Annotated in this window: 11 protein-coding genes; 6 read left to right on the plus strand and 5 right to left on the minus strand. The window is 57.3% G+C overall.

Annotated elements, in window-relative coordinates; genetic code table 11:
- Positions 1 to 86 precede the first annotated feature (86 nt).
- Entirely contained in the window at positions 87 to 2,258 is a 2,172-nt protein-coding gene (locus tag C1A08_RS02315) for a M3 family metallopeptidase (RefSeq protein ID WP_101571114.1), read from the plus strand.
- A 14-nt stretch (positions 2,259 to 2,272) separates the two neighbouring features.
- On the opposite strand, the gene thiL is transcribed toward C1A08_RS02315, so the two are convergent.
- Entirely contained in the window at positions 2,273 to 3,295 is a 1,023-nt protein-coding gene (gene thiL, locus C1A08_RS02320) for a thiamine-phosphate kinase (RefSeq protein WP_055205440.1), read from the minus strand.
- Positions 3,296 to 3,402: 107 nt separating this feature from the next.
- On the opposite strand from thiL, the gene C1A08_RS02325 reads away from it, so the two are divergent.
- The gene (locus C1A08_RS02325) at positions 3,403 to 3,981 is read left to right on the plus strand and encodes an adenylate kinase (protein ID WP_101571116.1); all 579 of its coding nucleotides are present in this window, start codon (positions 3,403 to 3,405) and stop codon (positions 3,979 to 3,981) included.
- A 73-nt stretch (positions 3,982 to 4,054) separates the two neighbouring features.
- Here the strand turns inward: C1A08_RS02325 and C1A08_RS02330 are convergent, their stop codons facing one another.
- Together C1A08_RS02330 and C1A08_RS02335 are read right to left on the minus strand one after the other, a co-directional pair.
- Entirely contained in the window at positions 4,055 to 5,686 is a 1,632-nt protein-coding gene (locus tag C1A08_RS02330; RefSeq protein ID WP_055205438.1) for a S41 family peptidase, read from the minus strand.
- A 50-nt stretch (positions 5,687 to 5,736) separates the two neighbouring features.
- A complete protein-coding gene (locus C1A08_RS02335; RefSeq protein WP_172970751.1) occupies positions 5,737 to 6,741 on the minus strand; it encodes a DUF3078 domain-containing protein in 1,005 nt (334 codons plus the stop codon).
- A gap of 210 nt (positions 6,742 to 6,951) precedes the next feature.
- On the opposite strand from C1A08_RS02335, the gene nfo reads away from it, so the two are divergent.
- From nfo to C1A08_RS02355, 4 genes are all read left to right on the plus strand, one after another.
- Positions 6,952 to 7,797, plus strand: a complete 846-nt coding sequence (gene nfo, locus C1A08_RS02340) for a deoxyribonuclease IV (protein WP_101571119.1) — start codon at positions 6,952 to 6,954, stop codon at positions 7,795 to 7,797.
- A gap of 127 nt (positions 7,798 to 7,924) precedes the next feature.
- Positions 7,925 to 9,616 (plus strand): ArnT family glycosyltransferase, encoded by a 1,692-nt coding sequence (locus C1A08_RS02345; protein WP_101571122.1) that lies wholly within the window; start codon positions 7,925 to 7,927, stop codon positions 9,614 to 9,616.
- A 5-nt stretch (positions 9,617 to 9,621) separates the two neighbouring features.
- On the plus strand, positions 9,622 to 9,999 hold the full coding sequence (locus tag C1A08_RS02350; protein ID WP_055205433.1) for a GtrA family protein: 378 nt from the start codon (positions 9,622 to 9,624) through the stop codon (positions 9,997 to 9,999).
- A 7-nt stretch (positions 10,000 to 10,006) separates the two neighbouring features.
- Positions 10,007 to 10,561, plus strand: coding sequence for a sugar O-acetyltransferase (locus C1A08_RS02355; protein ID WP_101571124.1), 555 nt, complete (start codon positions 10,007 to 10,009; stop codon positions 10,559 to 10,561).
- A gap of 1 nt (position 10,562) precedes the next feature.
- Here C1A08_RS02355 and C1A08_RS02360 read toward each other — a convergent pair whose 3' ends face one another.
- Positions 10,563 to 13,421 carry a PD-(D/E)XK nuclease family protein gene (locus C1A08_RS02360; RefSeq protein ID WP_101571126.1) on the minus strand — a complete coding sequence of 953 codons (2,859 nt, stop codon included), beginning with the start codon at positions 13,419 to 13,421 and terminating at the stop codon, positions 10,563 to 10,565.
- A 75-nt stretch (positions 13,422 to 13,496) separates the two neighbouring features.
- On the minus strand, positions 13,497 to 14,183 hold the full coding sequence (locus C1A08_RS02365; RefSeq protein WP_101571128.1) for a GIN domain-containing protein: 687 nt from the start codon (positions 14,181 to 14,183) through the stop codon (positions 13,497 to 13,499).
- Between the last annotated feature and the right edge of the window lie 33 nt (positions 14,184 to 14,216).

The following is a 14,216-nucleotide window of genomic DNA, read 5'->3' on the forward strand; positions in this document are numbered from 1 at the left end:
CGTTATATACTGGATTATGGTTACTTTTGCATGTCCTGACAAAGGTACGAAACAACCGAGGAACAAACAACGTCATCCGAAGATCCATGAGATTTTTTTTAATTGCCGCATTCATGACCGCCGTTCTGTCAGCCGGCTCGGGCTGTGAAAAGAAACAAGCCGACGCCAATCCGTTTTTCACCGTATGGGATACGCCGTTCGGAGTTCCTCCGTTCGACAAAATCAAAAACGGGCACTATAAGCCCGCTATCGAGAAGGGTATCGCCGACCACGCCGCCGAAATCGATTCGATCGTCGCCAACCCGGATGCGCCGAGTTTCGAAAACGTGATCGCCGCGCTCGACCGTAGCGGCGAACTGCTGAAAAAGGCATATGCCGCGTTCGCGCAGGTCAAAGCGGCCGACAGCAACGACGAACTGCAGGCGGCCGACCTCGCGATCGCGCCGGCCGTATCGGCCCATTACGACGATATTTACCTGAACGATCGGTTATTCGAAAAAATCAGCGCCGTGCACGAACAGATCGGGGGAATGGCGCTGTCGGCCGAACAGATACGCCTGACCGAACAAACCTATAAACAGTTCGTAAGAGCCGGAGCACAACTCAACGCGCGGCAGAAGGAGCGGTTGCGCGACATCAACCGGGAACTGTCGTTGCTGAGCGTCCGATTCGGCAACAACCTGCTGGCCGAGACGCGGGACTTTACCCTCGTCGTCGAAAGGTCGAAAGACATCAGCGGGGTTCCCCAGACCGTCACCGACGCGGCGGCGGACAAGGCCAAAGAGATGGGAATGACCGACAAATGGGTTTTCACGCTCAGTCCGCCCAGCATGATCCCGTTCCTGACCTATGCCGAAAACCGGGGACTGCGCGAAAAGCTGTACACCGGCTACGTAAAGCGCGGCAACAACGGCAACCAGTTCGACAACCGGCAGATCGTCAACGACATCATCCGGCTCCGCACCGAGAAAGCCCGCCTGATGGACTACCCTTCCTACGCCGCCTTCGTGCTGGACGACCGGATGGCGAAAACTCCCGAACGGGTGTACGACCTGCTCGACAAACTCTGGAAACCCGCCCTCGATACGGCGAAACGGGAGTTGGAGACCCTGCGCGCGATCAAGGCGAAGGAGACGCAGGACAGCGCGTTCGCCGCATGGGACTGGCGGTATTATGCCGAAAAAGTCCGCAAATCGCAATATAACCTCGACCAGACGTCGCTCAACCTCTACTTCTCGCTGGACAATGTCCGATCGGGCGTTTTTCAGCTTAGCAACCGGCTGTGGGGGCTGACCTTCCGCCCGGTTTCGGTTCCGGTATATAACAAGGAGTGTTCCGCCTACGAAGTGCTCGACAAAGACAATACCCATCTGGGAGTCCTCTATTTCGACCTCTATCCGCGCGACGGCAAGCGGGGAGGCGCCTGGTGCGGCACGTTTCGCGAAGCATCCTACGGTACGGACGGCAAGCGCATCGCCCCGATCGTCACGATCGTCTGCAACTTCACCCGTCCGAACGGAAGCGATCCGGCCCAACTGACGCTCGACGAAACCGAAACGCTGTTTCACGAGTTCGGACACGCCTTGCACAAACTATTTTCGCAGGTACGCTACGCCGGACTGAACCGGGTAGAGCGCGACTTCGTGGAACTGCCCTCGCAGATCATGGAAAACTGGGCGACCGAACCCGAAATGTTGCGGCTCTACGCCAAGCACCTCGTGTCCGGGGAGCCGATGCCCGAAAGCCTGATCCGGAAAATCCGCAAAAGCAGGCAGTTCAACCAGGGATTCGCCACCACGGAACTGGTAGCCGCGGCGCTGTCCGACATAGACATCCATACGATCGAAGACTACAAACCGTTCGATCCGGAAGCTTTTGAAAAAGAGGCGCTGAACGACAAGCGCGGACTGATCGGACAGATCGAGCCGCGTTACCGCTACCCCTATTTCAACCATATTTTCAACAGCGGCTACGCGGCGGGATATTACGGTTATTTGTGGGCCGAAGTACTCGACCGGGACGCCTTCGAAGCATTCGTCGAAAGCGGAGACATTTTCGATAAAGCGACCGCCCTCTCTTTCCGGAAAAACATTCTCGAACGCGGCGGCACGCAGGACGGAGCCGAACTCTACCGCAATTTCCGCGGCAAGGACCCGGACATTACGCCGATGATGGTCAAACGGGGACTGATCAAACCGGTCGAACCCCCGGCGGACAGCGTCGCGGCGGCAACGCCGGTCGTACCGCAGGCGCAATGACCCGGAGTACCCCGCTATTTCCAGCCCTGCGCCTGCAACGCGATTTCCTGCCCGTCAGGTGTGACCAATGCGGCTCCGGTTCCCGCTTCGGTCATATGACCGATCACGTCCACCCCGAGCGCGAAGACTTCCTGCCGCCGGGCAAGCGGCACGGTAAATAATAACTCGTAATCGTCGCCGCCGTTCAGCGCGGCAACCACCGGATCGCTGTGCAGTTCGTCCGCCATCGCATAGGTCTGCTTGGCGATCGGCAGCCGGTTCAGGTAGATCCGCGCTCCCTTGTCCGACGCTTTGCACAGGTGCAGCAGTTCGGACGACAGCCCGTCCGAAATATCGATCATCGACGTAGGCACGATTCCGCTTTGAGCGAGTTTTTCGACGACATCCACCCGCGCATCGGGTTTCAACTGCCTGCGCAGGATATATTCGTACCCTTCGAATTTCGGCTCCGGATTCGGATGCCCGTCGCAGGCCCGTTTCTCGCGTTCCAGCAGATGAAGCCCCATATACGCGGCTCCCAAGTCGCCCGTCAGGCAGATCAGGTCGTTCGCTCCGGCTCCGCTACGGTACGCGATCTTGTCCTTGTCCACGTCGCCGGTCGCGGTCACGCTGATCGTAAGGCCGTTAACCGAGGCCGACGTATCTCCTCCGACCAGGTCGGTCTTGTAATCGGAACAGGCGGCCCGCACCCCTTCGTAGAACCGGTCGATCATCTCGACCGAGAAACGCGACGATATCCCGAGCGATACCAGTACTTGCCGCGGCGTCCCGTTCATCGCCAGAATATCCGACACGGCCACCACGACCGCTTTATACCCCAGATGCTGCAACGGGAAATAGGTCAGGTCGAAATGTACACCTTCCAACATCAGGTCGGTCGAAACCAATCCGTAACGATCTCCCGCATCGAGTACGGCAGCGTCGTCTCCGCATCCCTTTACCGTGGTTTTCTGCTGCGGCTCGAAAGGGGCGCAGACCCGGTCGATCAGGCCGAATTCGCCCAGTTCGGCGATCTCCGTTCGCTTCGTATCATCCATTTTTATTGCGTTTTAGTAAACACAAAGGTACTTTATCTTTTGTTCCGGCAAAAAAATACACTACTTTTGTTAACGTTTAAAAGAGTGAATCATTAAATTTTAACACGATGTTGAACATTGTATTGTTCGGCCCGCCGGGGGCCGGAAAGGGAACGCAGGCAGCCAAACTGATCGAAAAATACGGTTTTCACCACATCTCAACCGGAGAAGTCATCCGGGAAGAGATCCGGCAGGAATCGCCGCTGGGCCGAAGTATGAAAAGTTACATCGACAAGGGGCATCTGGCTCCGGACGAATTGGTTATCGACATCATAACCGAGTATGTCTGCAAGCACAAAGACTGCAAGGGAAACGTTTTCGACGGATTCCCGAGAACCACGCCGCAAGCCGAAGCGTTCGACAAAATCATGGAAATGCACGGCGCGCCGATCAACCTGATGCTGTCGCTGGAAGTTCCCGACGAAGAACTGATCAAACGGATCCTGCTCCGCAGCAAGGACAGCGGCCGGGCCGACGATCGCTGCGAATCGGTCATCCGGAACCGGATCGACGTTTACAAAGCTCAAACGGCCATCGTAGCCGAACACTATAAAAAACAGGGGAAATACCGCGCCGTTAACGGCACCGGAGATATCGACGGGATATTCAGAAACCTATGCGCCGAGATCGACCCGCTCCTGAAATAGAAAACGGAACGGATCTATAAAACGAACGGGCTACCGCAGCGGTAGCCCGTTCGTTTTATAGATGCGCAATCGGTCACGATCCGGCGTGCCCGGCGGAATCGAGCACTTCGATCGACCGGGCAATCACGTTGTCGATTCCCTGGATTTCGTGATAGAACGCATTGTCCTCCAACTCCGTATTCCGGCCGATGTAAGCCTTGAGCTGCGCCAGCAGGATCGCTTTCGAACGCTCGATCTCGGCGGGCTTTGGCGCCACGCCCGCTTTTGCCGCGTAACTTACGAACTCGTTCAACAGATTCGGCTGCCGGTCGAAAAACCGGTCGAGTTCTTCCAGCGAACGGATCTTGTTCAACTGCCCGCGGTAACGGTCGGAAAATTCCAGCGTAAACTTGTACAAGATGCTGCGCCCGGCGACCTCGCGGAAATAGGGCGTCATATCCGTCGTATCGACCGGAACGAAAATATCCGGCATGATCCCGCCTCCGCCATACACCACGCGTCCCGACTCGGTCGTATATTTCAGGCTGTCGGCAAAATGGATGCTGTCGGCCGAAAACATTTCGTCGTGCTGGTAACGCGACAACAATTCGTTGTAGTAATCTTCGCGTCCGTTGCTGTACGGTTTCTGGATCGAGCGTCCGGTCGGCGTATAGTAACGGGCGACGGTAAGCCGTACCGCCGAACCGTCCGGAAACGGAATCTGATTCTGCACCAGCCCCTTACCGAACGATCTGCGACCGATGATCGTTCCCCGGTCGTTATCCTGGAGCGCGCCGGCCAGAATCTCGCTCGCCGAAGCGCTGTTCTCGTCGATCAGAACGACCAGTTCCTCGTCCATAAACTTGCCGTTCCCTTCGCTGTATTCGATCTCCCGGTTCCCGTCACGATCCTGCGTATAAACGATCATTTTGCCTTTCGGAAGAAACTCCCGCGATATCAGAATCGCCTGGTCGAGCAATCCCCCCGGATTGCCGCGCACGTCGAGGATCAGTTTTTTCATACCCTGCTCCTTCAACCGAGCGATCGCTTCGGCCAGTTCTTTATGAGCATTCATCGAGAACTGCTCGAACTTGATATACCCCGTTTCGGGACGGATCATGTAGGCGGCGACGATGCTTTTGATAGGAATGGCGTCGCGGGTCACGACGAACGGAACCAGATCCTTTACGCCCGCCCGCTGGATACCGAGCGTCACCTGGCTGCCGCGCGGCCCGCGCAACCGTTTCACGACGCTGTCCTGCGGCATCTTAATGCCGGCCACCACGGTATCGTTCACCGTCACGATGCGGTCCCCGGCCTGTATTCCGGCCTTAGCGCTCGGCCCCGAGTTGACCACGTTCAGCACGATCACCGTATCGGTCGCCATATTGAAAACGACCCCGATCCCGTCGAATTCCCCTTCGATGCTCTCCTTCGCCCGCGACAGATCTTGAGCCGACAGGTACGTGGAATGGGGATCCAGCTCATCGAGGATCAGCGGAATGACCCGTTCGGTCAGCGAATCGATCGAAACCGAGTCCACGTACTGCGTCCCGATCAGCGACAGCAGCCGATTGATCTTGTCGCTGCCCGGAGCCGTCAGGGCGGGCCGCCGGACGACCGGACGGTTCGTGCGAAAAACCAGGCCGCCCAAAAGAACCCCCGCCACCAGCGAACAGGCTACGACCGCCGGCAGAATAATGGTGAATTTACTGTTTTTATACATACTTCAAATCTCTTTTGCATCGTGCCACCTATGCAGAAACCGTTCCGTCATCACTTGTTCTTGAACGTATACGCAACACCCAACCCGAACGTATAGTTCCATTGCAACGGCTTATTGCGAGGAGTCGGTTGCACTTCGTTGTAGATCATCCGACAGAACGCGCTCGCGTTGATGATTTGGGTAATTTTGATATTCAACGTGTTCTGCCACTCCACGTAATTATTTTTCTCGTAGTTGGTGGAAACGTAAAAATAGGTGATATAATTCAGCTTGCTTTTGGCGATCGGCTGGTTCAGGTCGATCCGCATCGTCGAGCCCAGGGCGCTCTTCTGGTGCTTGCCCGGCTCGACTCCGGCAACCCCCTGTTTGGACAGCGTGTCGCTCAGCACGAACGTCATGCTACCGCTCAACGGGTTGACCGTAATCACGATCGGAACTTTGCACGCCGTATTGTCCTTTTTCAGCGCCCGGAACGTAAAACCGACGCCGAGCGCCAGCGTACCCGGCGACATGATGTTGCTGACCATCGTTTTATCGTCCGCCGATCGGAACCCTTTGGTCCACTGGCTGCGCAGGTCGACGCTGGCGCTATAGGCCCAGCAACGCGATATGTTCCACGCGCTGTTTACGTTGAGAATGAAATAGTCGATATTTTTAAAGGTTTTGCCCGAGATAACGTTCATCCCGTATTTCGAATCCAACTGGGTCGCCAGGCGCAGCCGGTCGCGCTGATAAACATGATTAAAAAGCAACGAGGCCACCCCGGAAAAAGTATTGACGCCGCCCGGCGCCCAGTTGTCGAATTTAGTCTGGTTCAGGTTCAGTCCCACCGTGCAGGTAAGCGTATTGCGCTCCTTGCGCAACCGTCTTTTCTCAGCGCGGAACCGGGCCTCGCTGAAAAACTCGTTACTGACGGCGGAGATGGGTTTCACGGAGTCCTTTTTGAGCCGCGTATCGGCTTCGCTGGGGACTTTCGAAATGGAAAATTGCGCCAAACCCTGGTTCGAAACCATTATGAATCCTGCAAGTATCAGAAGTAAATTCAGCCGTTTCATAATTTCCGGATTGGATTTGGGCAAAGATAACAATATTTGGCCAGTGTTTTGCCGTTCATCGGTTTTTCTGCAAAAAAGTCGTAGCTTTGTTCGACGCCGGTCTCCCGGCGACGTCGCCGCCTGCGGAATCCCGACGGCAGGCGACGTGAAAAACGGCGAAAACACGACCCGGATTGCCGGCAGCGTCAACGAACTAATTAAACGTTTGTCATGAAATACTTCGGAGCACACGTCAGCGCATCGGGGGGCGTAGAAAACGCCCCGCTGAACGCGCATACCATCGGGGCGACCGCTTTCGCCCTTTTCACCAAGAACCAGCGCCAGTGGACGGCCGCGCCGCTCAGTCCCAAATCGATCGAAGCGTTCGGCGAGAACTGCCGGACGGATCATTACCAACCGGCACAGATTCTCCCGCACGACAGCTACCTGATCAACCTGGGGCATCCGGACGAAGAGGGGCTGCGCAAATCCCGCGCCGCCTTCCTCGACGAAATGCGGCGGTGCGAACAGCTCGGCCTCGACCGGCTGAACTTCCACCCGGGCAGCCACCTGGGACAAATCACGATCGAAGAATGCCTCCGGCGGGTCGCCGAATCGATCAACCTGACGCTCGCGGCGACGCGGGGCGTCACGGCCGTGATCGAAAACACGGCCGGTCAGGGAAGCAACGTCGGTTTCGCATTCGAACATCTGGCCGCCATCATCGAACGGGTCGAAGACAAAAGCCGGGTGGGCGTCTGCATCGACACCTGCCACGCCTTCGCCGCCGGATACGACCTCGGCAGCGAGGCGGCCTGCGACCGGACGTTCGACGAACTGGAGCGCGTCGTCGGATTCGGCTACCTGCGGGGGATGCACCTGAACGACGCGATGAAACCGCTCGGAAGCCGCGTAGACCGGCACCAGAGCCTCGGCGAAGGGACGCTGGGCATGACGGTATTCCGTTACATCGCCCGCGACAAGCGTTTCGACGACATGCCGCTGATCCTCGAAACGCCCGACGAATCCCGTTGGCCGCAGGAGATCGCGCTGCTGAAAGAGCTGGCCGAAGGATAACCGCCGGCGCCTGTCTCCGGCTCCGGTTCTCCGCCGACGTCGAATTCCTGTTTTTTTGTTACATTTGCGAAAAATTCGCCGGCGGCAGGACATTGCCCGTAACGAACGACGAACGAAACGGTTCCGTATGCACAACAGCATAAAAAACATACCTGTTCCCAAAAACCCGGATACGCTGCTGGGACTTTTGCTCGGCGGATGGTGGATCGTCAACCTGATCCAAGCCGGATGCACCGAACTGGCCAACGACGAGGCCTACTATCACATGTTTTCGGAGTCCTTGGCATGGGGCTATTTCGATCATCCGCCGATGACCGCGCTGCTGGTCAGACTGGGCGGTTTTCTGGGCGGGGAACTGGGCGTTCGTTTCCTGTTCACGCTGCTGCAACCGCTGTACCTGTTCGTCCTGTGGAAAATCGTCAGACCGGCTTCGGCCGACAGCCGCGAAGCAGGATTGTTCGCACTGATCGCCGCAGCCATGCCGATCCTGCAACTGTACGGATTCATCGCCGTTCCGGACGGGCCGCTGATGCTTTTCACCGCGCTGCTGCTATGGTTCTATAAAAAGTTTACCGAGGACGACCGCTGGTCGAGCGCCCTGCTGATGGGAATCATGATCGCGGCGCTGGCTTACAGCAAATACCACGGAGCGCTGGTCGTGCTGTTCATCGTGCTTTCGAACCTCCGGCTACTGAAGAATCCGAAATTCTACGTAGCCTGCCTGCTGACGCTCGCACTGATCGCCCCGCACCTGTGGTGGCAGTACCAGCACGACTGGATTTCGTTCCGTTACCACCTGGACGGACGCACCCGCGATTTCGAATACTCGTTCGTTACGGAATACCTGCTGAATCTGTTCGCTATTTTCAACCCGTTCCTATTCCCCGTATTTTTGAAAGGATGGTGGAAAACCAAAGGCCACACTCCGGTACTGAGAGCTCTGAATTGTATTTCGGCCGGATTCATTCTGTTTTTCCTCGCTTCCACGACACGCGGATACGTACAGCCGCAGTGGGAAATCCCTGCTACGTTCGGCGTGATCGCCGTACTGTACCTGTTCACGCAGGGGCGCGAACGGCTGCGCCGCTACATCGTCCGCGTCGGATGGATTACGATCGCGCTGATCGCGCTGGTGCGCATCGAAATGATATTCAATCCGCTGGGACTGAAGTTCGAAGTATTCGACAACCGTGCCTCCTACAACGAAATAGCAGCAGCGGCCGACGGCCGGCCCGTTATTTTCGACGGCAGTTATACGGATGCCGCGAAATACGGTTTTTATACCGGACGAACGGCATACGCCCAACCGTCGATCCGCTACCGTACCAGCCAGTACGAACTGAAGGACGATGACGACCGGATGGCCGGGAAACCGGCGATCCTGCAGGTTTGGGACAGCGTTCCCGGCAAACGACGCTTGAAACTGAGTAACGGGAAGCGGTTCGAATACATCGAAACGGAGCATTTCACTCCCGTCCGCAGGATCGACGTCGCCTACGACGCGCTTCCCGGACAGGTCGCGGCGGGAGACACGCTACATTTGCGCCTGACGCTGCACAATCCTTACCCCTACGAATACCGAATCGACGGAGATTCGGTTTCGGTCAGCATCGTATGGCGTAACCGCAGCGAACCGACCCACCGATATAAGTTGCCGATAACCGGCACGCTACCCCCGCACGGCGAACTGCAAGGAACCGCGGACTTCGTGGTACCGGCACTGACGCCTCGCACGTTCCAGGTCGGATTCACGATCGCCAACCTGCCCGCAACAACCTGGTTCAACGGCAAAACCGTAAAAATAAACCTGAAAAAATAAGCGACATGTTCCTGCAATTCATAAAATTCTGCGTCGTCGGCGGCACCGGAGTGGTGGTGGATTTCGGCATCACTTTCCTGTTCAAAGAAAAACTGAAACTGAACAAATACATCGCCAACTCGCTGGGATTCATGGCCGCCGCCTCGACCAATTACCTGTTGAACCGCTGGTGGACATTCCGCAGCCATGACCCGGAGGTGGCGCAGCAGTACGTCCAGTTCGTCGGCATTTCGGCCATCGGACTGATCCTGAACAACATCATCATTTACCTGCTGAACGACAAAGCGCGCCTGAATTTCTACCTGTCGAAACTGATCGCCATCGGACTCGTCACGCTGTGGAACTTCTTTATGAATTACTATTTCACATTCACCGGAAAATAATAGCGGCATGACGGAAAAAGAGAAAATGCTCGCCGGAGAACCGTTCGAAACGATGGACAGGCAGTTGGCCGAAGAGCGGCGGCTGGCGTCCGAACGGCTCGGCAGGCTGAACGCCCTGTCGATCGATGCGGAAGGATACCGGAAAGCCGTGACCGAACTGATGCCCAACGCCGCAGCCGACTGCCTGGTGCGGCCGCCGTTCCACTGCGATTACGGCTACAACCTTTATATCGGTTCGGAAGGTTTCATCAATTTCGACTGCGTTATTCTGGACGGAGCCCCCGTCCGGATCGGAAACCACGTGCTGATCGGCCCTGCCGTACAGATCTATACGTTCACCCATCCGATGGACTACCGCGAGCGGCGGCAGGGAATCGAGCAGTGCAAAGAGATCGCCATCGGGGACGACTGCTGGATCGGAGGCGGGGCGGTTATCTGTCCCGGAGTAATTCTCGGACAACGGGTGGTCGTCGGGGCGGGCAGCGTCGTCACCAAATCGTTTCCGGACGACGTCGTCGTCGCCGGCAACCCGGCGCGGGTGATCCGCCGGCTCGACTTCTGAGTTACCGCCGGCAGATTTCGCGGAAATCGCAGAAAGCGCAGGTCTCCTGCCTACTGCACTGCACGAACGGCTTCGAGAGATCGAACAGTTCGATCAATACGCGCCGAAGCAGACCTTCGAACTCCGCGCGGTACTCCGAAAAACGGACGACCGGCGTATTCCCCTCCAGCAGCAGCGGCGAAAAATCCGGCTCCTGCATATTTCTGACATAGTAAAGCGCCGGCTGCACGTCGCACTTCTCCGAACGGGTCAGCATCAGCGAATAAAGCAGCGTTTGCAACACGGCCGCGCTCCGTTCGCGGATATCGCCGAAAAACAGCGATTCGAGATCTTTGAACCGGATATGCCGTTTGCCCGTTTTGTAATCGACCACGCGCAGCAGGCCGTCGGCGAGCAGGTCGATCCGGTCGGACTTTCCTGCGAAAACGACCGTATGCTCCCTGTTCCCTTCCTCGAATCCGAACGGACAGCTTACCGGCACTTCCAGCCCCCGCATCACGAAACCGGTCTGCGAAGCGTCGTACGGCAGAATGCAACTGTTGACGTACTTGGCGACCACATCCCGCACCAGAATCAGGTTCCCTCCGTACTCCTCTTCCCCCGCCCCTTCGTCGCGCAGGTACTCTTCGTTGATCGCCCGCTGGACGGCGGCCTTCACCGCCGCAGATCCGACAAGGGCTCCGATCTTCGGCCCGGCGGCAGGATCGCCCAGCAACGGCGCGTACAGCAGCTCCATCGTCCGGTGTAGGATGGTGCCGAACATCGGCAAATCGACCTCTTCGGCAATCTCCTGCTGCGGCGACAATCCGGCGACGCTGCGGAAATAGAATTTCAGCGGACATTCGACGTAATGGTAGAACGACGTCGGCGAAAGACGCTTCTGTCCGCCGTCCAAGTAAGCGCGCAGCGCATCGGCCACCCGCCCGGTCTTATCGACCGAAAGCGGCTGCCGGGCCGAAAGATTGACCCCCAGCCGGATCGGACGGTAAACGGGCTTGTGAGGCGACTCGTATTCGAGCTGGTAAATGTAGCGGCTGGGCTCGCCGGTGCGTTTGTCGTCGCTGCGCGAACAATAGACCAGATGCACCCGCTCGGCGCGCTGGATCAACCGATAGAAATAGTAGGCATAAACCCCTTCGTGGTGCTGCGGCGTCGGCAAGCCGTAAGCGTAGCGCAGGTTGTAAGGAATGAAGGAGGACGAGACGGCCCGGTTGCCGGGAAACGTATCGTCGTTGACCGACAGAATCAGCACGTTTTTGAAATCGAGGTTCCGGGTCTCCAGGATTCCCATGATCTGGACGCCTGCCAACGGCTCGCCTTCGTACGGAACGCGCAACGTTTGCAGCGTCCGCCGCAGCAGCGAAGCGAACACGGGCATCGGAATTTCCAACCCGGAATCGGCCAGTGAATTGACGATCCGCACCAGGTGTTCGTCGATCACCGTGAAAAACTCGCGCCGTTGCGCGGCATCCTCCTGTCCCTCCCCGGCCGGTTGCGCGACGACATGCGCCAGGCAGCCGCGTATATAGTCCGACAGCGACTGCCATGAACCGGTCGTCCGGAACACCTGTCCGATCGTCCCCCCGACCTCGAAAAGCCCGGAACGGACGTACACCGACCGGCTGCGCCGGATACCGTCCGCCAACGCGGAAGCGATTTCGGGCTGGCTCTGCCGGATGTACGGATGCTCCAGCAGGCCGAGCGCGTCGTTGTGATAAAACCAGGTATTTCCGCTCCGCACCCGCTTGCGCCCCTGCAGCCCGATCAGACGCTCGACGAACGAATAAGCCGTCGTCTGCCGCAGCGGATACCCCATCGTAATGTTCAACTGATCGACCGCGCCGGGAACGGCGTACAGCACCGGCAGCAACAGCGATTCGTCGGTCAGCACGATGGCCGTCTCCTTATCCGGCGTTTCGCCGCGGTCGATCAGTTCCTGCAAAAAAGTATGGACGTACTTGCACTGCAAAGCGTCGGAAGGCGCGGGAACGACGACCGTTTCTTTGGGAGCTCCGAAATGGTCGTGCCCGATCCGCGCCTCCGGCGGCGGCGGATAATCTCGGATATTGTCCCGCAGGAACATCCCCGCCTCGTAATCTTTATGATCGACGTAATACGAATCGTAGTCCCAGTAGAACTCGGCGCGGCCGCTTTTTTTCAGTCGGTTGAACAATCGTTTCTCACAGGCCGACAGCGCATTGAATCCGACCACGACATAACGGCCGTCCGCATCGCCGGGCAAGGCGACCGCTTCGTCGTCGAGCAGTCTCTCGGCAGCCGCCCGGTAAACCATGCCTTCATAGGCCAATCCCTGCGCCGAAAGCGACTCGCGGAACCGGTGGTAAATATCGGCCAGCGACTCCCAGATCGTCAGGAAGTGCCGTTGTTCGTCGGAACAGGAACTCCCGGAGCCGAAACTTTGCCAAAACTGCCGAATCACCCGGATCTGATCGTCCGTCAGATACGAATGATCGCCTTCGAGCGCTTTCAAATCGCCGATGTTCGAGAACAGCATATCCGCATCGATCAGGTATTTGTCGATCTGGTCGAAATCGGCCAACAGCATATCCCCCCAGAAATAGAAGGTATCGAAACTCTCGTCGTGAACACGGGAATAAACCTTGTAAAGTTCGGTAATCAGCTTGACCCGGTCGCTGCCGCGCAGGCCCGACAACCGTTCCATCAGTTCGCCGATGCTAACGAAAGCGGGCTGCCACAGCGGCCTGTGAATCAACGAACTCAACGCATCGCAAAAGAAAAGTTGCGCCCGGCGGTTCGGGAATACCAACCGTAGGGACGATATGTCGTCCCCGTAGCGCCGGTACAGCGCATCGGCCACTTCCGTTATGAATCCCCGCATCGGATCGTATTGTTAAAAAATGCCGCCCGCAAACCGGACGGCACCGTAAATTCCATTCGGCAACCGGAAATATCCTTATTGCCCGATATTGTTGATCGTTCCCAGCATTTTCGACGAAGACCGGAGGATCTCCGGAGAACCCTTGTAGAAAATCGCGGCCCCGGTATCGGCAGTCATCTGAAGACGTTCGGTCACGTTCACATAAACTTCGGCAGCCGATCCGGCTTCGACGCGCACATCTTCGGCCGTCAGCGCCCGGCAATCCACCTTCGACCTGGCCCCGGCCACGAGCGTAAAATATTTCGTCGTTCCGGTCACGTTGGCGACCGAATTGCCGGCTACTTTCATATAAGTGTCTTTCGTCGCAAGCTCGGCGCCGAAAGTCGCTCCGGCCGACAGGTCTATGTCCAGCATAACGGCCGACAATACCCCCGCAACCGATACGTTGGCTCCGGAAACTTTCACCGACGACAGGCTGTCGTAATAGAGCGTCACGTCGGCGCTACCCTTGCCGTTCATCCCGGGTTTCAGCCGAACGGTCAGCAGACCGTCCTTAACGCCCCAATTCAACCGATTGATCTCCGCATCCTGCAGTTTGATCGCAATCCGCGCCGTGTCGGATCGAATCATCTTCACGGTCAGGTTCCCGCTCAGATCCGCTTTCGAAAAATCCAGCGATCCCTCGCTTCTAATCTCCTGTTGTGCAAAAGCCGGCAACACTGCAATTCCCATCAGCACGGCCAGCGCCAAAAACTTTTTCATGGCATCCGGTTTTTATGATACAAAAATACTATT

The organism is Alistipes sp. cv1 (assembly GCF_900240235.1).
GTDB classification, from domain to species: Bacteria; Bacteroidota; Bacteroidia; order Bacteroidales; family Rikenellaceae; genus Alistipes_A; species Alistipes_A hominis.

Bases quoted from the DNA above. Each gene is read 5' to 3' on its own strand.
- C1A08_RS02315 (WP_101571114.1), top strand. From the start codon at position 87: ATGAGATTTTTTTTAATTGCCGCATTCATGACCGCCGTTCTGTCAGCC.
- thiL (WP_055205440.1), bottom strand. From the start codon at position 3,295: ATGGATGATACGAAGCGAACGGAGATCGCCGAACTGGGCGAATTCGGC.
- C1A08_RS02325 (WP_101571116.1), top strand. From the start codon at position 3,403: ATGTTGAACATTGTATTGTTCGGCCCGCCGGGGGCCGGAAAGGGAACG.
- C1A08_RS02330 (WP_055205438.1), bottom strand. From the start codon at position 5,686: ATGTATAAAAACAGTAAATTCACCATTATTCTGCCGGCGGTCGTAGCC.
- C1A08_RS02335 (WP_172970751.1), bottom strand. From the start codon at position 6,741: ATGAAACGGCTGAATTTACTTCTGATACTTGCAGGATTCATAATGGTT.
- nfo (WP_101571119.1), top strand. From the start codon at position 6,952: ATGAAATACTTCGGAGCACACGTCAGCGCATCGGGGGGCGTAGAAAAC.
- C1A08_RS02345 (WP_101571122.1), top strand. From the start codon at position 7,925: ATGCACAACAGCATAAAAAACATACCTGTTCCCAAAAACCCGGATACG.
- C1A08_RS02350 (WP_055205433.1), top strand. From the start codon at position 9,622: ATGTTCCTGCAATTCATAAAATTCTGCGTCGTCGGCGGCACCGGAGTG.
- C1A08_RS02355 (WP_101571124.1), top strand. From the start codon at position 10,007: ATGACGGAAAAAGAGAAAATGCTCGCCGGAGAACCGTTCGAAACGATG.
- C1A08_RS02360 (WP_101571126.1), bottom strand. From the start codon at position 13,421: ATGCGGGGATTCATAACGGAAGTGGCCGATGCGCTGTACCGGCGCTAC.
- C1A08_RS02365 (WP_101571128.1), bottom strand. From the start codon at position 14,183: ATGAAAAAGTTTTTGGCGCTGGCCGTGCTGATGGGAATTGCAGTGTTG.